Below are 23,812 nucleotides of genomic sequence, written 5' to 3'. Positions count from 1 at the left end.
TTTCATCAGGGGGTCAGCGTCTCCTCGGCGGCTCGAGAGGACCTTGAGCGAACCCTGGCCGGTCCGGACCCGCGGCGCCCCGGCACCAGCAGCGCGGCCGGCAGGGCCGCCGCGGTGAACAAGGCGGCCCCGACGAGCGCGAGGCCGTAACCGGAGGCGAGCGCGTCGGGCGCGGCCGGGCCGCCTGTGCGCGCGGTGGCCGCGTCGATCCGGGCCGAGGACAGCGCCGTCAGGGTCACCAGGCCCACCGCGCTGCCCAGTTGGCGTGTGGCGTTGAGCAGCCCGGAGCCAAGACCGGCCTGCTGCGCCGGAAGCCCGGCCGTCGCGGCGTTCGTCGTGGCGTTCAACACCGCCCCCATACCGACGCCGAGCAGCAGCACGGGGCCGAGTACGTCGGCGGCGTAGCCGGCGCTCTCGTCCAGTCGCGACAGCCACAGCAGTCCGAGCGAGGCCAGGGAGAGGCCGGTGAGGAGGACGGGGCGCGGGCCGGTGCGCGGCACCAGCGAGGAGACGCCCCAGCCGGCCAGCGCGATCCCCGCCGACAGCGGCAGATAGGCGAGCCCCGTGCGCAGTGGGCTGTATCCGAGGACCTGCTGGAGCAGCAGGGTGAAGAAGTAGAAGGTGCTGAAGAGCGCGGCGACGGCGAAGAAGGCGACCGTGTTGGCCGCGGCGACCGAGCGGTTGCGGAAGATGCCGAGCGGCACCAGCGGATCGCGCGAGAACCTCGCCTGGATCAGCAGGAACAGCGCGAGCAGGGCCGCCCCGCTCAGCAGCGGGACCAGGACCCGGGTGGAGGCCCAGCCGTAGGTGTGCGACTCGGCCACTCCGTACACGGCGCCCATCAGTCCCAGGGTCACCGTGACCGCGCCCGGGACGTCCAGGCTCTGCTTCTCGCCGCGGCCCCGCCCCTCCGGCACCGCCCAGCGCACGACCGCGAACAGGGCGATACCGATGGGCACGTTGACCAGCAGGATCCAGCGCCAGGTCAGCCATTCGCAGATCATCCCGCCGGCGAGCACGCCGATCGCTCCGGCGGCACCCGACACGGCGCTCCACCAGCCGAAGGCGCGGGCCCGGGCGGCGGGCCGGGTGAACGTGGCGGACAGGACGGTGAGCGTCGCGGGTGCCATCACCGCGGCGCCCAGTCCCTGGAACGCGCGGGCCAGGATCAGGGTCGTGGGGCCACCGGCGGCCCCGCCGACGGCGCTGGCGAGCGTGAACAGGGCGACGCCGGACAGAAAGACCCTGCGCCGCCCGAGGAGGTCCGCCAGCCGGCCGCCGAGCAGCAGGAAGCCGCAGACGACGACGGTGTAGGCGTTGTTGACCAGGTGCAGTTCGTGCCGGTCGAAGTGCAGGTCCCGGGCGATGACGGGCAGCGCCACATTGACCACCGAGGCGTCCAGGACGTTCATGAACTGCCCCAGGCAGCAGGCAGCCAGCACAAGTCCGAGCCGCTTGCCGGGGGCGGGCGGGGCGGAGGCCCGCAGGATCCGAGGAGTCATGGCCGGCAGGCTCCGCCGTCCCGATCGACCGGGAATAGCGGCCGGGTCGAGCCCACGAGGCGTTTCCAGACGTGCTCCACCTCCGCCCGAGGGCCGGTGGTCACAGTCCCGATGCGTCTGCGCCGGCGACCGACATTCCCCGAGGAGATGGCATGGCCAGGATCACGTACCAGCATCCGAACGGCACGGTCACCACCGTCGACGTCACGGCGCCCAACACGGTCATGCGTGCTGCGAAGCTCAACAACATCGACGGTATCGAGGCACAGTGCGGCGGGTCCGCCCAGTGCGGCACCTGCCATGTCTACGTCGACGAAGCCAGCGCGGTGCCGCTCCCGGAGATGGACTCGGTCGAGGACGACGTCCTGTACGGCACGGCCTGCCCGCGCCAGGACAACAGCCGGCTCAGCTGCCAGCTGCCGGTCTCCGAGGAGATCGACGGTCTGCTGGTCCGTCTGCCCGAGGCTCAGAGCTGATGGCCGCCCGGGGGGTTGTCGTCGTCGGAGCCGGTCAGGGCGGCCTGGACACCGTGGCGTCCCTGCGTGCCAAGGGGTACGCCGGCCCCGTCGCCCTCGTCGGCGACGAGCCTGTACTCCCCTACCAGCGGCCGCCCTTGTCGAAGGGCTTTGTCTCCGGCACCGTCACGGCCGAGGAACTGACACTGCGTACCGAGTCGTTCTTCGAGGGGCTGGGCATCACGCCGGTGCTCGGCGACCGCGCGCTGACGATCGACCTCGCCCGGCAGGCCGTGCAGCTGGCCTCGGGTGCTGCGCTGGGCTACGACAAACTGGTGCTGGCGACCGGCGCCCGGCCGCGCACTCTTCCGCTGCCCGGCATGGGCCTGGCCGGTGTGCTGACGCTGCGCACCCTCGCGGACGCCGAGAAGCTGAGGCGGGGCCTGACCGGTCCGGCGCGGCGCGTCGTGCTGATCGGAGCGGGGTTCATCGGTTTGGAACTCGCCTCGACGGCACGCTCGTTGGGCCACCACGTCACGGTGGTCGAGGCTCAGCCGCGGGTACTTGCGAGGGCACTCACCCCACAGATGGCATCGTGGCTCGCCGCCCGGCATCGCGCTCAGGGCGTGCGCCTGCTGCTCGGCCGGGAGGTGACGGCCCTGCGTGCCGGTGCCTCGGGCCGGGTCGGGGCCGTGGCCCTGGACGGCTCCGAGCAGTTGTCCGCCGATCTCGTGGTCATCGGTGTCGGTGTGCTGCCCCACTGCGAACTCGCCGCCGGGGCCGGGCTCGTCGTCGATGACGGCATCGTCGTCGACCAGCATCTGCGGACCAGCGACCGCGCCGTGTACGCGCTCGGCGACTGCGCCCGCTTCCCCAGCCCGCACCTGGGCCGCGCCACCCGTCTGGAGTCGGTGCAGAACGCATCGGACCAGGCACGATGTGTGGCCGCCGCGATCTGCGGCGAGCCCGCACCGTACACCGCCGTCCCGTCGTTCTGGTCGGAGCAGTACGATCTCCGGCTGCAGATCGCCGGTGTGACGGCGGGTCACGAGGAGACGGTCACCGTCGGCGATCCCGACGAGGGCCGTTTCTCCGTCTTCTGCTTCCACCGGGGCCGGCTGGGCTCCGTGGAGTCGGTCAACAAGCCCGCCGACCACGCCATCGCCCGGCGGCTGCTCGGCACCGGAACGGACCTGTCGCCGCACGACGTCCGTCAGCCGGGGTTCGACCTCAAGAAGCTGGCCCGCACCTCTGCGACGGCTTCCCCGTCGCCGCGCACGCACCGGCCGACCGTCCACGCGTGAGCCGTCCTCGTCGCACCGGCCACGGGATGCACCCGGGCCGGTGCGCGTCGTCCGCGCCGTCCGCCTCGTCCGCGTCGGCCGGGTGACCGGCGACCGGTTCACCACCGATGCCTTCGCTGTCACGAGGGACGGCGGCACCACGCGCCCCGATCATCGGCATCGGCCACCGCCGGCAGCCCCTTCGGCGTGACGTGGTCCCCCAGGTGGAATGAGCCGGTCCCGTACCCCCGGAAGGGGCCGGGACCGGCTCATCGGTGCCGACGGTACGTGCTGGATCACGACCCCCAGGCGACCGGGAGACTGGTCAGGGTGTGGTTGATCTCTCCGACGTGCCAGGGCAGCTCGGACTCCGGCACGGCCACGCGCAGATCGGGGAAGCGACGTACCAGGCCTTCGACGGCGATCACCAGCTCCATCCGGCCCAGGTGCTTGCCGAGGCAGTAGTGGAGACCGTGTCCGAAGGACAGGTGCGGATTGTGCTCGCGTCCGAGGTCGAGCCGGTCCGGGTCGGCGAAGACCGCCTCGTCGCGGTTGGCGGAGGCGAGTGCGAGAAGCACCGCGTCGCCCTTGCGTATCGTCACGCCGCCGACCTCGATGTCGTCGGCCGCGATGCGCGGGAAGCCGGAGGTGTCGGTGGCGAACAGGTTGACGTGCCGCAGCAGTTCCTCGACCGCCGTGGGAATCCGGGACGTGTCCTCGGCCAGCCACTGCCACTGGTCACGTCCGTCCGTCAGCAGCGCGAGGACGGAGTTGGCCAGCTGGTTGGCGGTGGTGTCGAAGCCGGCGCCGATGAGGGTGAAGCCGAAGGTGACCAGCTCCTGCTCGCTCAGCCGGTCGTCGTTGTCCCGGGCCGCGATCAGCTCCGAAAGCATGTCGTCGGCAGGGTGGGCGCGCTTCTCGGCGATCAGACCGACGATGTACTCGCTGAGCTTCCCGAGGGCGTTGAGGGACGCCTCGCCGCCCGCCCGCTCGTCGACCGTGGCGAACGCGCGCGCCCACCGCTCGAACGCCCGCAGGTCCGCCGGCGGCACGCCGAGCAGCTCACCGATGACGGTCAGCGGCAGCGGCACCGCCAGTTCCTGCACCAGGTCCGCCGTACCGCCACCTGCCTGGACGGCGTCGAGCAACTCGTCGCACACCTTCTGTACGTTGGCCCGCATGTGCTCGACGCGTCGCATCGTGAAGGCGCCGGCGACGAGCTTGCGGAGCCTGGAGTGCTCGGGCGCGTCGAGCGAGATGATCATCTCCGGAGTGGTGTGCATCGTGCCGCCGACCCTGGGCGCCCCCTCGCCACAGGCCCGCGCCCGGCTCAGCCGCGGATCCGCCGACAGTTCACGCACGTCCTGGTAGCGGGTCACCAGCCAGGCGTCCACGCCGCCCGACGTGCGGACCTTCACCACCGGCCGTTCCTTGCGAAGCCGCGCGTAGTGGGGGGACGGCCCGCGGTACGTGGAGCCGGGCAGGGGGTGCACATCCGTTTCCTCGTGAAGGGCAGTCATGGTGTCTCCTCCGTTTTGGCCACCGAAGTCCCGGTTCACCGTACGGAGGGGTCGTCGAAGGCAAGTCGCATTGCGCTGGAGCGAGGTGGTACCCCCTGGGCCTCGCTCCTCCGCGCCCGCGACCGCGCTCGGGCGCGAGCGCGCGAGCGCGGAGGGCGCCCCGGGCCGAAGCCCGAAGCGCCCTCGTGTACCGCCGCCGGCCCCTCTTCCGCGCCTGTGCTCACTCCTCGGACGGCCCCAGCAGCACCGCGGAGTAGGTCCTGCGCGCCGCCGTGTCGTACTGCAGAGCGATGTGACTGGTCGCCGACGTGACGTCCCGCCAGTGGCGCTGCAGCGCATGCCCCTCGCCGAGGCCGCTGGTGCCCGCCGTGCGGACCAGCAGATCCACTGCCTCCTGAAGGAGTTCGGCCGAGAAGGCGGCGTTGCGCTCGTTGCGCGCCATGAGTTCGGGGGTGAACGCCCGCCGGTCGAGGACCTCGGCGTTCTGCTCCACGAGGTGACGGGCCGCATCGATCCGGCCGGAGGCCCGCACCATCTTCGTCTCGGCCGTGACCGTACGCTTGCGTCCGGTCACGGTGCTCGCGCACGCCCGCAGCGCGCCGGCGGCGGACCCGACGACGGGCGCGACGAAGGTGAGGCCGCCGACCGCCTGGAACGGCACCTGGTGGCAGGCCAGCCGGGAGGCGGAGTTGCGGCCGGTCAGCATGTCCGTACGCACGAAGGACAGGTGCTGGGGGACGAAGACGTCGTCGACCACGACGGTGTGGCTGCCGGTTGCGCGCATGCCCACGCTGTCCCATGTCTCGTCGACGGTGTACGCACCCCGGTTCAGGGCGAAGAAGCGCAGCTCGGGCTGGGTGTCGCCGTCCCGGGCCGGCACCGCGGCGCACACCAGCGCCCAGGTCGCGAAGTCGATGCCGCTGACGTAGTTCCAGCGGCCGCTGAGCCGCCAGCCGCCGTCGGCCGGGACCGCACGCCCGGACGGCACCAGGCCGGTGGCGATGATCACGTCGGGGCTGGTGCCCCACAGTGCGTGGTGCCCTTCCGCGGGCAGATGGGCCGCGAACCGCGCCGAGTACGCGGACAGCGACGCGCACCAGGCGCTGGCCGCACAGCCCTCGCCCACCGCCGTCACGGCGCGGGTGAGTTCGCCGAACGTGCCCTCGGTTCCTCCCCACTCGGCGGAGACGAAGTGCCGGGCGAAGCCGGCATCGCACAGCGCGTCGACCACCTCGGCAGAGAGTTTGCGTCGCTGGTCCGCCTCAAGGGCGCGCTCGGCCGCGAGGACACGTATCTTCTCCGCAGCGGGTTGCAGCCCGGTGTCGATGTCGGGAGTGGTCCCCATCCTCGTGACCTCCTGTGATGACACGGTGTGCCGACGCATCGTGATGTCCTGGCCGGATCCTGCTACGCGCCGCTCGAAGCCGGCTGCACCGGCGCTCGGGCCGAAAGCCCGGCGCGGCGGGCATGACGGTGTCCGGCCGCGCCCTTGCTGCGGCCGGACTGTGTCCGCTGCGCCGCCGGCTCACCGGCGGGGCCGGTTCAGGCCCTCCGTGCGACGGCTGCGGCGAACCGTTCCAGGGTCTCGCCCGGACTCGGCCCGTCCAGCGCCCGGAAGATCCCCTCGGCACCCTCGCCGTGCTTGTGCAGCTTGACGTGGGCGAGCGACACCCTGGTGTGCTCGGCGTCGACCGGCTCGAAGTCGACCTCGATCTCGCTGGCCCGCTCGTCGTCCGGGATGGACTGCCAGCGGCCGTCGATCCGCCAGGTCATGACCAGCCTGCGGCCCGGCTCCCACTCCAGGATGCGGCCCCAGGCGATCTCGGTGCCTTCCACGTCCCACTCGTAGTAGCGGCCGCCCACCCCGGGTTCGAAGGCGAGACCGGCCCGCTCCTTCTTGACCAGGACGTGGGACGGCGGCCACCAGTCCCCGGGGTGCTCGGTGAACACCTTGAACGCTTCTTCGGGCGTCACCGCCACGGTCACCGATTTCCGTACGTCCGCAATGGTCTGCGTCTGCTCGGGCACGGGCCCTCCTCGCTCGCTGTCCGCCTGGCACTCGTCCCACGCTGACCCGGCGCAGTGGACCTCGGATCGAGCCCGGCTCGGGGCGTGCAGGAGCGGTGGGCGCTCGGCCGGGAGTCGAGTCGTGCACGAGGTGACGCAGTGACGGTCGTCCCCGGTCTCTACGCCACTCGACCGACGGGAGAGCACGATGACAGACACGGGACGACGGGTCGCCTTCGTCACGGGCGCGACCAGCGGGATCGGCCTGGCCGTGACGGAACTGCTGGCCCGGCAGGGCGTCGCGGTGTTCGGTGTGGCGCGCGCCGAGGACAACGTACGCACCGTGGTGAAGCAGCTGCGCGAGGAGGGCCTCGAAGTCTCCGGCACCGTGTGTGACGTCACCTCCAGCGAGCAGGTGAAGTCCGCGGTCGAGGAGGCCGTACGGACGTACGGGCGGATCGACATCCTGGTCAACAACGCGGGCAGGGGCGGCGGCGGAGTGACCGCCGAGCTCGAGGACTCGCTGTGGCTCGACGTCATCGACACCAATCTCAACGGCACCTTCCGGGTGACCCGCGAGGTTCTGAGCACCGGCCTGATGCGGGACGGCGACTGGGGCCGCATCATCAACATCGCCTCCACCGGCGGTAAGCAGGGCGTGGAGCTGGCCGCCCCGTACTCGGCGTCCAAGCACGGCGTCGTCGGTTTCACCAAGGCCGTGGGCAAGGAGCTGGCCCCGACCGGCATCACCGTGAACGCCGTGTGCCCCGGCTATGTCGAGACCCCGATGGCCCAGCGGGTGCGTCAGGGCTACGCGAACCACTACGGCGTGAGCGAGCAGGACATCCAGGAGAAGTTCAACGCGAAGATTCCGCTGGGCCGTTACTCCACTCCCGAAGAGGTCGCGGGCCTGGTCGGATACCTGGCATCGGACACCGCCGCCTCCATCACCGCGCAGGCGCTCAACGTCTGCGGCGGCCTGGGAAATTACTGAGACCCCACCAGAGACGGAGCCTCCACCATGCCCAGTACGGGTGACACATTGCTCGCCGGACGCCCCGGCGTCGCCGCCTTCCGGGCCGCGATGGGCCGCTTCCCCACCGGCGTCACCCTGCTCACGCAGGGCAGTGGCGACGAGACCATCGTCATGACCCTGAACAGCTTGACCTCGGTATCGCTCGATCCCATGCTGCTCCTGGTCTCGGTCAAGTCCGACGGCCGGATGCGGCCGCGCGTGGTGCGCGGCGGCAGGTTCGCGGTGAACGTGCTCAGCGAGGAACACCAGGACCTGGCCCAGGAGTTCTGCCGCCCCGACCGTCTGGAGGGGCAGGCGGCGATGCTGCGCCTCGGCGCCGTCGAGGGCGCACTGGGGCAGGCGGTGATTCCGGGGGCGGAGGCCTACTTCGAGTGCGAGCTGTACGCCGAGCACGAGGCGGGGGACCATGTCCTGCTCGTGGGCAGGATCGTCGCCCTGTACGACCGTGCCGGCGAACCGAGCCCGCTGCTCTTCCACCGCGGGCACTACACCCGGCTGGACCGCGTGGAGTCGGACGTGCCCGAGGGCGGCCGGGCCGCATGAACACGGCGGTGACGGCCCCGCCCTCCCTGGAGCAGGTGGCGGACGACGTGTACGCGTTCGTCCAGCCGGACGGCGGGTGGTGCCTGAACAACGCGGGTCTGATCGTCGGGCAGGACCGTGCCGTGCTGATCGACACGGCGGCCACCGAGGCACGCGCCCGGCGACTGCGCGAGGAGACCGGACGCGTCGCCCCGCAGGGTGTGGACTTCGTCGTCAACACCCATTTCCACGGCGACCACACCTTCGGCAACGGGCAGTTCGCGCCCCGTGCGGTGATCGTGGCCCATGAGGGCACCCGGGCGGACTCCGAGGAGTCCGGTCTCGGCATGCGGCAGTTGTGGCCGCACGTGGAGTGGGGCGATGCGCCGCTGACCCTGCCGGCCCTCACCTTCCGGGACACCCTGACCCTGTACACCGGGGGGCCTCGGGTCGAGCTGCTTCATGTCGGGCCCGCGCACACCCCGAACGACGTGGTCGCCTGGGTGCCGGAGCGCTCGGTGCTCTTCACCGGGGACGTGGTGTGGTCGGCGGTCACCCCGTTCCTCCTGATGGGCTCGCTGACCGGTTCCCTGCGAGCCCTCGAGCGGTTGCGCTCGCTGGACCCCGGCACGGTGGTTCCGGGCCACGGCCCGGTCGGCGGACCCGAACTGCTGGACTTCACCGAGACGTACATACGCCTGCTCCGGCGCCTTGCCGACGAAGGGGCGCGCGACGGGCTGACCCCGCTGGAATGTGCGCAGGAGGCCGACCTCGGCGAGTTCGCGGGGCTGATCGACTCCGAACGGCTGGTGGGGAACCTGCACCGGGCCTACGCCGAGCGGGAGGGCCTCCCGCCGGGGGCGCGGCTCGACGTGCTGGAGTCCTTCAAGGAGATGGTCGCGTTCAACCGGGGGCTGCCCGTCTGCCACGCCTGACAGGCCCGGACAGCGACCGTCACGTCCGACAGGGGCGGAAGGCGACTCTCACGTCCGACAGGCGCGAAAGGCAACTCTCACGCCTGACAGGCGCGGAGAGCGGCAGGGACGTCGAAGGCGCCGAACCGCACATCCGCGCCGGCATCGGCGGATCCACCGGCGGCATAGGGAAGGGGCCCTGAACCAGGGCCCCTTCCCTATGCCCGAGCGTGGTGTTCAGTGTTCCGGGACGGCGACCGGGGTGTCACGCCGGATCACCCGGCGGCTCGTGAACAGCACCCCGTCACGGCGCACCAGCACATCGTCCACGGTGAACGTGGGCTGGAAGGTCACGTTCCCCTCGCGATCGGTCAGGGCGACCAGGGTGTAGTACGAGACCCGGAGCGTGTCCGGGTCATCGGCATCGGCCTCGATCAGCAGATGGTCGAACCAGTGGCGCACCGTGACGTCCTTGTACCGCGGCAGGTTGGCCCGCATCCCGGCCAGCATCTCCTGCCGCCCCCGCTGCACATGGCCGTCGGAGTGCCGCACCTCGCCGTCCTCGGTGAAGGTATGGGCGAAGCCCTCGACGTCCAGCGCGTCCACCCGGCGCATCTGCCACGCGTAGAACGTCCGAACCTCGGCGTACAGGTCCCCGGAGACCGTTGTGTACGTTTCCTGAACCGTCTGGGGCACGGCGACTCCCTTCTGTGTCGGCCTGCCGCCGGACCTGACGGCATCGGCCGCCAGCCACACTGCCGAACACCGCTCCAGCCCTGCTGGAGCACCGGTTCAGCCCTGGCTGCCACGAGGCGGGCCGATCCCCATGACCGGTCGACACCGTGGCGGGCGGTCTCGCGCCCGTGGTCGTCCTGACCTGCGACACGGTCCCGCTCAGGGCGAGAGCCGCGTCCGCGTCCCAGGTGACCGGGCCGCGGTCCCGGACCAGCCCCACCAGGCGCAGCAGTTGCGCCGGGGTGCCCCAACCACGGTGGCAGTCGACGACGCAGAGGGGTTCTTCGGGGCGAGGGCGGCTTCGCTGCCGGGCAGCGAGGCCTCGAGGTAGCGGGTCTCGCGCACGGCCGGCAGGTGCAGGCCGAAGGAGGCGCCCTGGTGGTCGCGGACGGTGAACGAGGTCGTTCCGGCGAGCCGGCCCGTACGGAAACGGTGGGCCGGGTCGGCGAACGGCGTGTGCGCCCACATCTCGAGGAAGTCGAGCAGCGCCTCTCGGCGCTCCGGCCTCATCGCAGGGGCGGCCGCGCGCAGCGCGAGTGCGCCCACGCGCCCTATGAGTGCCGTCCAGCTGCCCGCCGCGGGTGGACGGACCTCCCGTCCACCCGGTCCAGGCGCCCGACTTCCTTCGATGTAGCGGCCGAAGCGCCCGATGTCGGCGAAGGAGTCCTCGTCCCAGCAGCCCCAGGCCCCGACGAAGCCCTGCAGGGCGGCGGTTGCGGCGATCCCGCTCCACGTGCGGCAGGCCGGGGACACGGCCGTGTCGGTCTCGTTCATGCGTCCGATCATCGCGGACGGCACTGACAACGGGCCCGCGCCGCCCCTCCCCCATCGCCTCCAGAAGGCCAGCGGTCCGCGAGTCACCCTGGATGCGCTTCTGGTGCTCGTGCTTGACGTGGTTCTGGTCCTCGTGCGCCTGCGGCTCCGCCGGTACGGGCACGAGATCGCCCTGGACTGCGAGCACCCCCATCCCGACCGACCGGAGGCCGGGCCCGTGCGGCGCGGCCTCCGGGGTGGTTTCGGTGCGTCTACGGGGCCATCTCGTACGCGCCGGACAGTGCCTCGACCTGCTGCCAGACCCGCTTCGTGCGTGCCTCGTCGACGACCGGCCGGCGGACGGAACCCAGCGCCCACTCCTGCTGCGCTTCGGTCGCCGAGTCCTTGCCGTGCAGTTCGACGGCGTGCGCGGAGAAGTCCCGCACGAGGACGGCGAAAAGTTCGTCGAGCACGTCCTCGTCGAGGCCGGTCAGGGCGGCCTGCTCCAGGACGAGCTGCCCGTGCACGACGAGGGCGAAGAGCTGACCGACCGCGAGGACGAGGTCGAGGTCGCGGCTCTGTTCCGCGTCGGGGGCGGCTGTGGCGACGAACTCACAGAGCGCGTCGGCCTGTTCGCGCAGGCGGGTCACGTTGGGCAGGTGCGCGTACGCGTCGAAGGCGGGTCGCCAGTCGTGGAAGCGCACCGAGCCGAGGCCGCGGGCGGGCCCCTGCCGGAAGAGGAAGTCGTCGTCGGCCGCGTCGAGGCGGGTCGGCACGGCGGGGTACTCGACGGCGTCGAGGAGATGGTTGCGCATGAACTTCAGGATCAGCGCGAGGTTGACGTGGACCGTGCCCTCCAGCTTCGGGAGGCCGCGGATCTCCACGGCCGCCTGGCCGAAGTAGTTGTCCTTCTCGAAGCCCTTGGCGGCGATGACGTCCCACATGAGGTCGATGACCTTCTCGCCCTCCGTGGTCACCTTCATCTTCGTCATCGGGTTGAAGAGCAGGTAGCGGCGGTCGTCCGGGCCGGCCGCGCGGAAGTAGTCGACGGCGCGGTCGCTGAACAGCTTCATGCCGACGAGCCTGACGTACGCGTCGGTCAGCTCGCGCTGCACGTGCGGGAAGGCGGTGACGGGGCGGCCGTAGAGGATGCGGTTGTGGGCGTGGGTGACGGCCTCGTACATCGCGTGCTCGCAGATGCCGATCGAGGCGGTGCACAGGTTGAACTTGCCGACGTTGACGGTGTTGAGGGCGGCGTCGAAGGCGGCGCGGCCGGTGTGCAGGACGTCCTCGGCCGCCACGGGATAGTCCTCCAGGCGGAACTCGCTGACGAACTTCGACGAGTCGACGACGTTCTTGACCAGGTGGTAGGCCGGGTGACGGCTGTCGGCGGCGAAGAACACGTAGCCGTCGGGGCCCTCGACATCGGTACGGCGGCCGAAGACGGAGACGAGTCCGGCGGCGTTGCCGTTGCCGATGTAGTACTTGGAGCCGGTGGCGCGGAAGCCTCCGTTGCCGTCGGGCTCGAGCAGCATGTCGGTGGAGTAGATGTCGGCGCCATGGGCTTTCTCGGACAGGCCGAACGCGAACACCTCTCCCTGCGCGAGGAGTTCCGCGGCACGGGCGCGGGCGGCGGCGTTGTCGCTCTGCCAGACCGGGCCGAGACCGAGGATCGTGACCTGCCAGGCGTACCAGTAGTCCAGACCGTAGAAGCCGAGGATCTCGTTGAGCGCGGCGATCCGGGCGGTGTCCCACCGCTTGTCCGGCTCCCCCTCCCCGGCGGCGGACGACGGCGTCAGGAAGGTGGCGAACAGGTTCTCCTTCGCGGCGAAGGCGAGGAAGTCGCCGAGCCACGCGCGGGTCCGGTAGTCCTCGATCAGCCGCCGCTTCCCGCGCTCCTCGAACCAGTCGACGGTGGCACGCAGCAGGCGGCGCGTCTCGGGGTCGAAGTGCGCGGGGTCGTAGGTGCGCGGGTTGAACAGCAGCTGGTCGGCCATGGTCACGACGCCTTTCGGCTGGTGGACGGGCGGGAATCGGGGGAGTCCGACCCCGGGATGCGGGAGGTCTGACGGCTGGGCGGGCCGGATCCGGAGGATCGACGGAGGGTGCGGCGGATCGGAAAGATCAGGAGGATCGGCGGGGGGTGCGGCGGATCGGGCTGATCGGCCAAGGGGCGGCGGCGATCAGCTGCCCGGACCGAAGCGGGCCAGTGTGGCGAGCACGTCGTCCAGCCACTCGATCATCATCCGCTCGTACCCGATGCCACCGCGCAGGACGACGTGCTGGAGTTCACGTTCCGCGTCGAGCGGCGCCTGCGGACCGGCTGCGCCTGCCTCGGGCCCTGTGAAGTCCCGTAGCTCGCCTGCGAGATAGTGCGCCAACCGGTCCCGGTGTGCCTGCCGGTGCCGCTCCACCTCGCGGATCAGGGCGGCCGGGTCGTCGAAGGCGGCGCCCCGGATCTTCACGGCCAGGTCGTGGCGGACGCTCTCCGGCTCGATCGGATCGTGCAGCCAGGAGGACAGCGCGGCCCGGCCGAGGTCGGCGACGGAGTACTCCTTCTTGTCCGGCCGGCCCTGCTGCGGGACGTCCCGGACGTCGACCCATCCGTCGTTCTCCATGCGCTTGAGCACGCGGTAGATCTGTTGGTGCGTCGCGGTCCAGAAGTAGCCGATGGACCGCTCGAAACGCCGGGCCAGCTCATAGCCGGACCCCGGCTTCTCCAGAAGCGACACCAGGATCGCGTGTTCGAGCGCCATGCCGTCGATCCTTCTATGCAACTCGTTGCATAGCAAGCCTCGCCCGCTCCGGTGCGACGCGGCTCACCCCGGGAGCCGTGATCCGGATCGACGCGAAGCGCATGCCCCTCGAACACCGTCCCGGGCGCGATCGCTCGGAACAGGCATCCGCCCGTCGGGGAGGCGGGCCTTCCTCCGATCATGCGCTCCGATCACGTGCTCCGACACGTGCTCCGACACGTGCTCCGACACGTGCTCCGACACGTGCTCCGACCAGGGTGCATCGATCAGAACCAGGGCTGGGTGCTTCCGGGGCAGGGCAGGACAAGGGGTGCATGGCGTGCTCGGCGCCGCGGACGAGCGATCTCGGTGTGGTCGTCCGCAGCGCCGGGTTTCCTCGCCTCACAGGCTCCACCTCTGACTGGCTCCGCCCCTGAAAGCTCCACCCCCCGAAAGGCTCGACCCCTGGACGCGTCCCTCGCAGGAGCACTCTCCGCTGCCCTGCTCCTGGCTGTCCTGGCCTGCGCGGTGATCCGGCCGTGGGGCTGGCCGGAGGCGGTCGTCGCCGTCCCGGCCGCCGGGGTGGTCATCGCCACGGGGGCCATCCCGCGGGACGACGCGGCGGCCGAGGCCGCCCTGCTGGGGCCGGTGATCGGCTTCCTGGCAGCCGTTCTGGTCCTCGCTCGGCTGTGTGACGACGAGGGCCTGTTCCACGCCTGTGGTGCCTGGATGGCCCGCGGCGCGGCAGGGTGCCCCCGCCGTTTGCTGGTGCAGGTGTTCGCGGCCGCCTCCCTGATCACTGCGGTGCTCAGTCTGGACGCCACGGTGGTGCTGCTGACCCCGGTGGTCTTTGCCACAGCCGCCCGCATCGGTGCCCGGCCCAAGCCCCACGTGTACGCCTGCACCCACCTGTCGAACACCGCCTCGCTGCTGCTGCCGGTGTCCAACCTCACCAATCTGCTCGCCTTCGCCACCAGCGGCCTGAGCTTCACCCGCTTCGCCGCTCTGACGGCCCTGCCCTGGCTGGCCGCCATCGGCGCCGAGTACGTGGTCGTCCGGCGGTTCTTCGGCACCGACCTGGACGCCGGAGCCCAGGCCCCTTCAACGGCCGAGCCCCGCGAGGTGCCGGTGTTCGCGCTGGTCACGGTGGCCTGCACGCTGGTCGGCTTCGTGGTGACCTCCGCAGCCGGCATCAACCCGGCGTGGGCGGCCGCCGCGGGCGCGGCCGTGCTCGCCGGCCGCGCTCTGGCCCAGCGCCGCACCACCCCCACCGCCGTCGTGCGCGCCGCGGCGGTGCCGTTCTGTGCCTTCGTCCTGGCGCTGGGCATCGTGGTCCGTGCGGTCGTCGACAACGGCCTTGCCGACGCGCTCGGCCACCTCGTACCCGCCGGGACCGGTTTTGCGGCCTTGCTGGGCCTCGCGGCACTGGCCGCCGTGCTGGCCAACGTCATCAACAACCTGCCCGCCGTCCTGGTGCTGCTGCCGCTGGCGGCACCCTCCGGGGCCGGGGCCGTCCTGGCGGTGCTGCTGGGAGTGAACATCGGCCCGAACCTCACCTACGCCGGATCCCTGGCCACCCTGCTGTGGCGGCGCATCGTGCGCGAACACGACACCGAGGTGGAGCTGGGCGAGTTCACCCGGCTCGGCGCTCTCGCCGTACCCGCCGCCCTGCTGCCCGCGGTGGTGGCACTGTGGATCTCACTCCACGTGATCGGAGGCTGAACACCGTGACCGTCATCGCCTGGATCGTCGAAGGCACCTGGCCCGGCTGCGTCGACGCCGCCCGCACCCACGCCCCCGAGGGCGCCGACATTGTGCTGCTGCACGTCACCGGCCCCGAAGTGCCCGGCGCCGCCCACGGTGCGTACGCCGGGCTGATGGGCCGCGCCCGCCCCGACCGCGACCCCGGCACCGCCGTGGAGCACCTCGCCGCGGCGGCAGGCGAACGCCTCCTGGCCGCCGCGGCCGAGCGGCTGGGACGCCCCTGCACGCGCACCGAACGCCTCGGCCGCGTCGAACGGGAGGTCGTCACCGCCGCCGAAGGCGCGGACCTGCTCGTCCTCGCCCGCGACGGTGACCGCACCCACCTCGGCCCCCGGAGCCTCGGCCCCGCCAGCCGCTTCGTCGTCGACCACGCTCCCTGCCCGGTTCTCCTGGTCTGGCCGGAGGCCGCACCCAGCACGGCCACCGTCCCGCCACCGCAGCCCCACCCACCGCACCGCCGGTAGCCCGTGCGGCGATCACCAAGGATCGATCACGGCGGACCGCGGGCTCAGACCGTCGTGTCGTACGCCAGGGACGACTCTCTTCCCGCTGTGGTCGCGACGCGGTGGGACGACCCTGCGTACTCCGTCACCGCGGCCTTGCGGGCGTGCATCACCCTGGCGTCCAGAGGCAGTGCCGAGTGGTCCACGAGGGTGAGTCCGGCGTCGCCGAGCAACTGGGCGTAATGGCCGGCGCGTCGTTCGCGGCCGCCGACGTTGCACATCATGTGCAGGTCCCACGAGGTGGCCAGCGAGGGCGAGCCGTCGACGGGCAACACACGCTCGACGACGAGGAGGTCGGCGTGGTCGGGCATCGCCCGAGAACAGTGGCGCAGGATCTCGCGGCAGCGCTCGTCGTCCCAGTCGTGCAGGACGCGGGAGAGGACGTACACATCCCCGCCCGGCGGTACGTCCGAGAAGTCGCCCGCCCGGTAGGCGCACCGCTCGCCGCAGCCGAGGGCTTCGAGGGACCGGCGCGCGGCCTCGATGACGTGCGGGCGTTCGAGCAGAATGCCGCGCAGTCCCTGGTGCGCGGAGAGGATGCGGCCGAGCAGTTCCCCGTTTCCGCCCGCGACGTCCACGACCGTCCTCGGGGCGACCGCCTCGCTCGCGGCCCTGAAGACCGGGTGCGCAGACAGTGGTTCGAACATGCGCGAGCTCGCGGCCATGGACTGGTCGAACAGTTCCGCCAGTTCGGGGTGGCGGGCGAAGTAGTCGAAGTGGTTCTCGCCCAGGAGGTGCTCGAAGGCGACCTGCCCGGTACGCACCGTGTGCGCGAGGCCGGCGAAGGACTGGTAGAACGGGCCGCCGTACATCAGGGCCAGCGGTCGCATCGAGCCCGACAGGTCCGCGCGCAGCAGTGCGCCCAGTGCGGTGAGCCGGAAGCCGTCCCGGTCCGGTGTCACCACGTCCAGCATCACCAGGTAGCGCAGGAGCCTCGCCAGGTTCTCCGGGACGGCGCCCACCGCCTGCGCCAGGGCCTCGACGCCGATCCGGGTGTCCGTGTCCATGGCGTCCGGCACCCGCAGGTCCGCGAACGCCGCCAGAGCCTGTGTCGTCCACGCCCCGGTCAGCAGGCGCAGGAGCACTTCGGCGGGCTGTCGTGCGCCGTGTTCTTCCAGATGGGCGGCGAGCACGTCCCGGTGGTCGCCGTGCACATAGAGTTCCACTCGCCGGTAGCCGGCCTTCGAGTCGGCGGGCGCGGTGAAGTAGAACACCGTGCCGTCCTCGTGCGGGTTGTAGCCCCCGCCGTCGGGGACCGCGCCGCGCCGGGCGAAGACGGCGCACAGGCCGCGCAGCAGCAGCGGCTCCGGGTGCTCGACCTCGAAGGCGAGGTGCGCCTCGTGCTGCCGGGCGCGCTCGTTCTCGGCGATCCCGGCGAGTTCCGAACCCGGGGGCACGGTCAGCGCGAACACCTCGACCATGCGGTCTGCCCCGTCCAGCCCCGTCACCCCGGGACGCAGAATCCTTACGTCGAGTTCCGTCGCGTCGCGCCCGTGCCGTGCGGCCAGCCGCTCCCGGACCACGACGCTCGGCTGTGCGGGCGTGTCCGGGGCCAGCCCGCACTCCGCCAGCACGGCGCGCAGGGCCTGCTCGTCGGGCGGGAAGACGAGCAGTGCGGCATGGGCGAAGCGGCAACGGTCCACCAGCGTCCGCAGTTCCGGGCCGTCCAGGCCGGGCAGCAGGAGTGAGAGCAGGGCGGTGGTGTCCTGCTCCCTGACGAAGTCGACCGTGGCACGCAGGCGGGCCGCGTCGCCCGGCATCGTCGTCATCATCGCGAAGCCATCCTCATTTCGGTGCTGGGGTGGAACCGTTCTCATACGCCGACGTAGTTCTCGGCGAACCAGTCCTGTTGACTGCGCGAGGTGCGCAGGGACTCGATGCGGGCGCGCCGCAGGGAGTTCTGGAACATCGACTCACCGTCCGTGCCGGACGGGCCGTGCAGCAGCCGGATCATCCAGTGCGAGAAGTCCTGCGCACGCCAGATGCGGGACAGACACCGGGCCGAGTAGTGGGCGAGTCCCTCCGGATCGCCGTGCGCGAGGTCGTCGACCAGGGCCCGGGCGAGGATCTCCGCCTCCAGCACCGCGAGATTCGCGCCCTTGGCGGCGGACGGGCTGATCACGCTCGCGGCGTCGCCCACGAGGAAGAGCGATCCGTGGCGCAGCGGTTCCAGTACATCGGACCGAAGGTCGACGATGCCGCGCTGGGCGATCCGGCCCCGGTGCAGCGGGCCGTAGTCCTCGGCACGCATGCGCAGCTCCAGTTCGTCCCAGATCCGGTCCTCGGACCACGCGTCGGCCGGGATGCCGCTCTCCCACTGGAGGTAGTAGCGGGTGACCTCGGAGGTGCGCGCCATGTGCCCGGCGAAACCGCGGGGGTGCACCGCGTAGCCCACCGCGTCGAGGCTCGGTGGTGCCTCGGCGATGAGGCCGAGCCAGGACACACCGTGGTCGCGGTGGTGGTGGCGGACCGCTCCGGGCGGGAGCGAGCGCCGTGCCGCGCCGTGCCTGCCGTCGCAGCCGGCGACATACCTGGCCAGCCACTGGCCGGTGCGTCCGTCGGCGTCGCGCACCGCGACGGCAGGAAGGGCGCGATCCGCTCCGCGCACGGCCAGCGCCTCGGTCTCGAAGCGGATCCGTCCGCCGGCGTCCAGGAACTGTGTCAGCAGATCCGTGACCAGCTCCTGCTGGGGATAGACGGTGTGCCGCTCGCCCCGGCCGAGGCTGCTGTAGTCCAGGCAGAACCGGCCGTCCTCCGTGCGGAATTCGCAGGTGCTGTGTGCCAGGCCGCGCCGGTGCAGGCCTTCGGCCAGGCCGTGCCGGCCGAGGATCCGTACGGTGTTGGCGGCGAGGAAGCCCGCGCGCGCCCGGGTCTGAATGTGCGCGCGGTCGGCGCGCTCCAGGACGACGCAGTCGATCCCGCCCCGGTGGAGGAGATTGCCGAGCACCAGCCCGGCCGGTCCGGCGCCGAGGATGACCACATCAGCCGTGTTTTCGGCTGCTCGAATTGTCTGACCTTCCGTCACAAGGGCGGATCCTAACCACACATAAACGCACAGACAGACCAAGATCACTCGAATGAGACCAGTACGCGCGAATGTGCTGGTGAGAGGTGCGGGAGCCCTGGCACCCGCCCCGCCCTCCTCATCGCGGTCCCGGCTCTTCGCCCCGGTTTCTGCTCGCCGAGCGGCGCCCACTGGCCGGCGCCGTCCCCGGTCCCGCCGAACCGCCCGGCCCCACTCGGACTGCTCAGGCCTGGGCTCGGGCGATGAGCAGAGCGACGTCGTCCTCGCCGCCGGGCGGCCGCAGAATCTCCAGGATGCGGTCGCAGGTGTGTTCCGGATCGTGGCCACGTGTCGTGCTGAGGGCGTCGAGGAGGGTGTTCAGGCGGGCGTCGATGGGTTCGCTCCGGGTCTCGACCAGGCCATCGGTGTAAAGGACCAGCTCGTCGCCGGGGTGGAAGGCGATGGTGGCCGCCTCGAAGGGAACACCGCCGACACCCAGCGGTGCGCCGGTGGGCAGGTCGAGCAGTTGCGCAGCGTGGCCCGCACGCATCAGGGCCGGGGGCAGGTGGCCGGCGAGGCAGATCCGGCACTGGCTGCGGTGAGGGTCGTAGACGCAGTAGATGCAGGTGGTGATGGCCTGCTCGCTGCCTTCGGTCAGGTGATCGAGGTGGCGCAGGGCCTCGGCGGGGGCCAGGTCGAGTTCGGCGAAGGCGCGGGCGGCGGTGCGCAGTTGCCCCATGGTGGCGGCGGCGTTGATGCCGCTGCCCATGACGTCCCCGACGACCAGGGCGGTCTTGTCCCCCTGGAGAGGTATGGCGTCGAACCAGTCGCCGCCGATCTCGCTCGTGGCGCCGGCTGGCTGGTAGCGGCAGGCCACCTTCAGGCCCGGCAGGTGTGACGGGGGCTCGGGAAGCAGGCTGCGCTGGAGGGTGAGCGCCGCATGGCGCTGCGTCTGGTATCCGCGGGCGTTGTCGATGCAGACGGCGGCTCGGGCGGCCAGTTCGCCGGCCAGGAACGCGTCGTCGTCGTCGAAGGGCGCGGGATTCCGGGTGCGTCTGAGGTCGAGGGCGCCGAGGACTTCGCCCCGGGCCACGAGCGGCACGGCGAGGTAGGAGTGCACGCCGGCCTCCGCGAGAAGGGAGGCGGGCCCGGCATCGTGGGCAATGGTCCCCGGATCCCGACGGGCGGGGATGCTCTCCGGCTCCACACGGGCGGTGTGGGGCACGAGGACCGGCCGGCAGGTGCTCACGCAGTGGGAGATCAGGCGGTCGTCGTCGTAGTCGGTGACTCCCCCGGGCGCATCGGCCGTGCCGGCCGCGTCGGGGAGGTGGGCTTCGCGGACGGCAAGGGTGCGGAACCGTGCGCGGCCTGCATGCGGCGCGGTCCGGCCGTGCAGGGCGTCGTCGAACAGGACCACGGCGGCCACGTCGGCCAGGACCGGCACGACGACGTCGGCGAGCTCGCGCGCCGTCGTCTCCAGATCGAGGGTGCTGCCCACGCGGGCAGAGGCGTTGGCGATGAGAGCCAGCCGTTGCCGGGCCCGTGCGGCTTCCGTGGCGGCTCGATGACGTTCGGTGACGTCGATGACGGAGTAGGCCAGGCCCAGTACCCGCCCGCCCGAGTCCTCCAGCCGGTAGTACGAGACGGACCAGGCATGCTCATGGTCCGGGTCGACGGGGGGACGGCAGATGATGTACCGGTCCACGACCGACTCGCCCGTCTCCAGGACACGGCGCAGACGTGCCTCGGGGTCCGTGTCCAGAAAGGTCAGGACCTCGCCGACCGGCCGTCCGAGACGCTCGGAGGCGGACTGGCCGGTGATGCGTTCCAGAGCCGGATTCACGGCCAGGTACCGCAGGTCGGGGTCGAGAATGGCCAGCCCGACCGGGGACTGGGACACCAGACGCATGGCCAGGGCGGCGTCTCGCTCGACCCGTTCCACGGCTGCCTGGTCCGCGGCCAGGCCCAGGGCGTAGGTGTCCCCGAGGTCGTCCAGCAGCCGCATGTTGCGGAACTCCACCAGTCGCGTGCTGCCGTCCTTGTGCCGGATCGGAAAGGCCCCGGCCCAGTCGGTGCCCGATTCCATGACCTCGGCGAACAGCTTGACCACCGCGTCCTGGTGCTCCTCGTGGACCGTCAGCTGCGCCGCGTACTCGCCCAGCGCCTCTGCCGAGGTGTAGCCGAAGAGTTCCTCGGCATGCGGACTCCAGAAGACCACGCGGCCCTCCGCGTTCAGCACCACCGCGGCCACGCTCAGCAGATCGAGCAGGCCACTGGGCGGCGCGGCAGGACCCGCCGCCGGCCGGTCGGCGCCTGCTCGGGAGGAGTCCGTCGTGCCCATGCCTCATTTTCCTTCCCGCCCGGCGCTTTGGCTGTGCCTGCCGACGGGTGTTCTGCGTTCATCCATGGTCGTCCCACACCGGGGCAGCGCACACCTCGTGGCCACGGCGGACGGCCGCCGAGTACCCCGGGCCCGCAGAGTGATCGCGCATCGCCAGGTCTCCGTGCCCCCCTGACGCCCGGCCCCACCTGCCGGTCGGGCGCCGTGGGGGCGGTACTGCGTGCGGGCCGGTACGGGGCCGCTCCGGATCGCACGGTGGGGCGCGCCCGGGAACCCATCGGCGGTCGCCCAGTGTGAGCGGGTGGCGACCGCGAGCGCGGTTGTCGTCCGTCGTGCGGCACGGGATGCTGAGGGAGCACGAAGGGAAGCGGTGCCATGGATCGTTTTCCGAATGCGGCCAACGTCGACTTCCACAGCCCTTTGGACCTGTCCAAGGCCGCCGTCGCGGTACTGGACGCCGAAGGCCGCATTTCCGGGTGGGGATCCTCGGCCCAGCACCTGCTCGGACACTCGCCCGAGGATGTGCTCGGTCAGTCGGCCGCCCGGCTGCTGGCAGCGGCCCCCGGGCAGCGGCTGTCCGCCCTCTGCAAGGCGCACAAGCCCCGCAACACGGTCCTGGACCTCTGCTGCCGGGACGGACGTACCCTGCGCGCCGCCGTGACGTTCAGCCCGCTCGCGCACCGGGGCGTCGCTGCGACCGTCGTGGTCGCGGCCGACCTCGAGGCGCTGCGGGGCTGGGAGGCGCAACTGGCGATGCTGCAGGGACTGGCGACCGAGTCTCCCGTGGGCCTGACGATCTTCGACACCGACATGCGCGTCGTCTGGGGGAACATCTCCACCGATCTGGAGCTCGCGGGGATCGCCCAGTACATCGGCCGACCGGCCGCGGATCTCTTCCCCGAAGGCGAGTTCATCTCCCGCCACCACCCCCCGGACGAAGACCAGATCATGGAGCACGTGATGACGACGGGGGAACCCATCATGGGCATGCACTATCGCGGGCGTGCCCCCGCCGACCCGGTGCGCGAGCACGTCTGGTCCTGCTCCTACCACCGGCTCGTGGACGCCCGGGGCGAACCCCTGGGGCTGTTCGAGGAGTCCCTGGACATCACCGACCGCTACCGCGCCCAGGAACGGCTCTCGCTGCTCGTGCGGGCAGGAAAGCGCATCGGTGCCTCGCTGGACGTGCGTCGTACGGCCGCGGAGCTGGCCGACGTGGCGGTACCCCAGCTGGCCGACGAGGTGCTGGTCGACCTGCCGCCCGCGGTCATCGAGGGACGGCAGCCGCCGACGGGCTCCGCACCGGGCCACAGTCTGCTGCGGATGCACGGCCGGACCCCGGAGGAGTTCCGGACCAGTCCCGTCTCCTACCCGCCGTCGTCACTGCAGGCTCTGAGTCTGGCCACCAGCCGCCCCGTCGTCGAGGACTCCCCGCCCGAGGCAGCCGCCGAACCGGGACCGGCCGCCTCGCACTCCTGCCTCTTCGTCCCGCTGCTCACCCGCGACGCGGTCCTGGGCCTGGCCACCTTCCGGCGCAGCAGCAACCCCGACCCCTTCGGACCCGAGGAGCAGACACTCGCCGTGGAACTGGCCGAACGGGCCGCCGTCGGCATCGACAACGCCCGCCGTTACACCAGCCAGCACGCGGCAGCCCTGGTACTGCAGCGAAGCCTGCTGCCACAGCACCTGCCGGAGCAGAGCGCGGTCGACGTGGCGTACCGCTATCTGCCTGCCGACAGCCGGGTGGGCGTGGGCGGCGACTGGTTCGACCTGATCCCGCTGTCCGGTGCCCGAGTGGGCCTGACCGTCGGCGACGTGGTGGGCCACGGCGTGCACGCGGCCGCGACCATGGGCCGGCTGCGCGCCACCGTACGGACTCTGGCGCTGCTGGACCTGGACCCGGCCGAGCTGCTCACCCGGCTGGACGGCCTGGTCGCGCAGGACTCGGAACCCCACGCGGACGACGGGCTGAGCGACGAGGCACTCGGGGTGACCTGCCTGTACGCGATCTACGACCCGGTCAGCGGCCGGTGCGTCTGGGCGAGCGCGGGCCATCCCCCGCCGATCGTGGCCGATGCGAGCGGCTCGGTGGCCCTGTCCGCGCTGGCGCCGGGACCGCCTCTGGGGCTCGGCGGCCTGCCCTACGAGAACGTCGAGCTGAACCTCTCCAACGGCAGCGTGGTCGCGCTCTTCACCGATGGCGTCGTGGAGGACCGGCGCACCGACATCGACAGCGGAATCGACCGCCTCGCCCATGTGCTCACCTGGCAACGATGCCCGCTGGAGGAACTGTGTGACCGGGCGCTGTCGGCCCTGCCGCCCGGGCCGCAGGCGGACGACGCCACGCTGCTGCTCGTCCGCACCCGGCGGCTCGGCACCGACCGTGTGGCGGACCTGGAGCTGCCGCCCGACCCCGCCATGGTGGCTCACGCCCGCACCGTCACCGAGCGCCAGCTGGAGACCTGGGGCCTGTCCGAACTGTCGTTCACCGCCGCACTCGTGGTGAGCGAGCTGGTCACCAACGGCATCCGGTACGCCACCGGGCCCGTCATGCTGAGGCTGATCAAAGACCGCTGCCTGCTGTGCGAGGTCTCCGACAACGCGCACACAGCACCTCACCTGCGGCGAGCGCGTCGGGACGACGAGGGAGGCCGCGGCCTGTTCCTCGTCGCCCAGGTCTCCAAGCGCTGGTCCACGCGGTACACCACCGCCGGGAAGACGATCTGGGCCGAAATGGC

Annotated in this window: 19 protein-coding genes; 8 read left to right on the top strand and 11 right to left on the bottom strand. The window is 71.6% G+C overall.

Going from position 1 to position 23,812, the window contains the following annotated elements; genetic code table 11:
- Positions 1-5 precede the first annotated feature (5 nt).
- A complete protein-coding gene (locus tag AB0H32_RS29965; protein ID WP_361126690.1) occupies positions 6-1,502 on the bottom strand; it encodes an MFS transporter in 1,497 nt (498 codons plus the stop codon).
- 152 nt (positions 1,503-1,654) lie between these two features.
- On the opposite strand from AB0H32_RS29965, the gene AB0H32_RS29960 reads away from it, so the two are divergent.
- Positions 1,655-1,978 carry a 2Fe-2S iron-sulfur cluster-binding protein gene (locus tag AB0H32_RS29960; protein WP_361126687.1) on the top strand — a complete coding sequence of 108 codons (324 nt, stop codon included), beginning with the start codon at positions 1,655-1,657 and terminating at the stop codon, positions 1,976-1,978.
- Positions 1,978-3,261, top strand: coding sequence for an FAD-dependent oxidoreductase (locus tag AB0H32_RS29955; protein WP_361126684.1), 1,284 nt, complete (start codon positions 1,978-1,980; stop codon positions 3,259-3,261). The genes AB0H32_RS29960 and AB0H32_RS29955 overlap by 1 nt, the downstream gene beginning before the upstream one ends.
- 275 nt (positions 3,262-3,536) lie before the next feature.
- Here AB0H32_RS29955 and AB0H32_RS29950 read toward each other — a convergent pair whose 3' ends face one another.
- The 3 genes from AB0H32_RS29950 to AB0H32_RS29940 form a co-directional block, all read right to left on the bottom strand.
- Positions 3,537-4,760 carry a cytochrome P450 gene (locus tag AB0H32_RS29950; protein ID WP_361126681.1) on the bottom strand — a complete coding sequence of 408 codons (1,224 nt, stop codon included), beginning with the start codon at positions 4,758-4,760 and terminating at the stop codon, positions 3,537-3,539.
- A 220-nt stretch (positions 4,761-4,980) separates the two neighbouring features.
- The gene (locus AB0H32_RS29945) at positions 4,981-6,105 is read right to left on the bottom strand and encodes an acyl-CoA dehydrogenase family protein (RefSeq protein ID WP_361126678.1); all 1,125 of its coding nucleotides are present in this window, start codon (positions 6,103-6,105) and stop codon (positions 4,981-4,983) included.
- Between the two features lie 197 nt (positions 6,106-6,302).
- Positions 6,303-6,788: an SRPBCC family protein gene (locus AB0H32_RS29940; protein WP_361126675.1), complete on the bottom strand. Its 486-nt coding sequence runs from the start codon at positions 6,786-6,788 to the stop codon at positions 6,303-6,305.
- Between the two features lie 187 nt (positions 6,789-6,975).
- On the opposite strand from AB0H32_RS29940, the gene AB0H32_RS29935 reads away from it, so the two are divergent.
- From AB0H32_RS29935 to AB0H32_RS29925, 3 genes are read left to right on the top strand one after another with little or no spacing between them, the layout of a single operon-like run.
- Complete coding sequence (locus tag AB0H32_RS29935) at positions 6,976-7,761, top strand: SDR family NAD(P)-dependent oxidoreductase (protein ID WP_361126672.1); 786 nt, start codon at positions 6,976-6,978, stop codon at positions 7,759-7,761.
- A 27-nt stretch (positions 7,762-7,788) separates the two neighbouring features.
- On the top strand, positions 7,789-8,346 hold the full coding sequence (locus tag AB0H32_RS29930; protein ID WP_361126669.1) for a flavin reductase family protein: 558 nt from the start codon (positions 7,789-7,791) through the stop codon (positions 8,344-8,346).
- Positions 8,343-9,260, top strand: a complete 918-nt coding sequence (locus AB0H32_RS29925; RefSeq protein ID WP_361126666.1) for an MBL fold metallo-hydrolase — start codon at positions 8,343-8,345, stop codon at positions 9,258-9,260. Before AB0H32_RS29930 ends, AB0H32_RS29925 begins: the two co-directional genes overlap by 4 nt.
- 216 nt (positions 9,261-9,476) lie before the next feature.
- Here AB0H32_RS29925 and AB0H32_RS29920 read toward each other — a convergent pair whose 3' ends face one another.
- From AB0H32_RS29920 to AB0H32_RS29905, 4 genes are all read right to left on the bottom strand, one after another.
- Positions 9,477-9,935, bottom strand: coding sequence for a nuclear transport factor 2 family protein (locus AB0H32_RS29920; RefSeq protein ID WP_361126663.1), 459 nt, complete (start codon positions 9,933-9,935; stop codon positions 9,477-9,479).
- 198 nt (positions 9,936-10,133) lie between these two features.
- Entirely contained in the window at positions 10,134-10,748 is a 615-nt protein-coding gene (locus AB0H32_RS29915) for a hypothetical protein (RefSeq protein ID WP_361126660.1), read from the bottom strand.
- A gap of 251 nt (positions 10,749-10,999) precedes the next feature.
- The gene (locus tag AB0H32_RS29910; RefSeq protein ID WP_361126657.1) at positions 11,000-12,724 is read right to left on the bottom strand and encodes an acyl-CoA dehydrogenase family protein; all 1,725 of its coding nucleotides are present in this window, start codon (positions 12,722-12,724) and stop codon (positions 11,000-11,002) included.
- Positions 12,725-12,910: 186 nt separating this feature from the next.
- Positions 12,911-13,483 carry a PadR family transcriptional regulator gene (locus tag AB0H32_RS29905; RefSeq protein ID WP_361126654.1) on the bottom strand — a complete coding sequence of 191 codons (573 nt, stop codon included), beginning with the start codon at positions 13,481-13,483 and terminating at the stop codon, positions 12,911-12,913.
- 444 nt (positions 13,484-13,927) lie between these two features.
- On the opposite strand from AB0H32_RS29905, the gene AB0H32_RS29900 reads away from it, so the two are divergent.
- Together AB0H32_RS29900 and AB0H32_RS29895 are read left to right on the top strand one after the other, a co-directional pair.
- Positions 13,928-15,184 (top strand): SLC13 family permease, encoded by a 1,257-nt coding sequence (locus AB0H32_RS29900; RefSeq protein WP_361126714.1) that lies wholly within the window; start codon positions 13,928-13,930, stop codon positions 15,182-15,184.
- Between the two features lie 5 nt (positions 15,185-15,189).
- Positions 15,190-15,690: a universal stress protein gene (locus AB0H32_RS29895; RefSeq protein ID WP_361126651.1), complete on the top strand. Its 501-nt coding sequence runs from the start codon at positions 15,190-15,192 to the stop codon at positions 15,688-15,690.
- A 44-nt stretch (positions 15,691-15,734) separates the two neighbouring features.
- On the opposite strand, the gene AB0H32_RS29890 is transcribed toward AB0H32_RS29895, so the two are convergent.
- The 3 genes from AB0H32_RS29890 to AB0H32_RS29880 form a co-directional block, all read right to left on the bottom strand.
- The gene (locus AB0H32_RS29890; protein WP_361126648.1) at positions 15,735-17,501 is read right to left on the bottom strand and encodes a methyltransferase; all 1,767 of its coding nucleotides are present in this window, start codon (positions 17,499-17,501) and stop codon (positions 15,735-15,737) included.
- Between the two features lie 41 nt (positions 17,502-17,542).
- Positions 17,543-18,709: a 4-hydroxybenzoate 3-monooxygenase gene (locus tag AB0H32_RS29885; protein WP_361126645.1), complete on the bottom strand. Its 1,167-nt coding sequence runs from the start codon at positions 18,707-18,709 to the stop codon at positions 17,543-17,545.
- A gap of 268 nt (positions 18,710-18,977) precedes the next feature.
- Complete coding sequence (locus AB0H32_RS29880) at positions 18,978-21,074, bottom strand: SpoIIE family protein phosphatase (RefSeq protein WP_361126642.1); 2,097 nt, start codon at positions 21,072-21,074, stop codon at positions 18,978-18,980.
- 375 nt (positions 21,075-21,449) lie between these two features.
- Here AB0H32_RS29880 and AB0H32_RS29875 point away from each other — a divergent pair.
- The coding region (locus AB0H32_RS29875) for a SpoIIE family protein phosphatase (RefSeq protein WP_361126639.1) at positions 21,450-23,812 on the top strand (2,363 nt) is incomplete at its 3' end.

Origin of the sequence: Streptomyces sp. NPDC020362 (genome assembly GCF_040642095.1) — a bacterium.
Taxonomy (GTDB): domain Bacteria; phylum Actinomycetota; class Actinomycetes; order Streptomycetales; family Streptomycetaceae; genus Streptomyces.
Note: the sequence above shows the minus strand (reverse complement) of the source record. Positions and strands in the feature narration are given on the sequence as shown.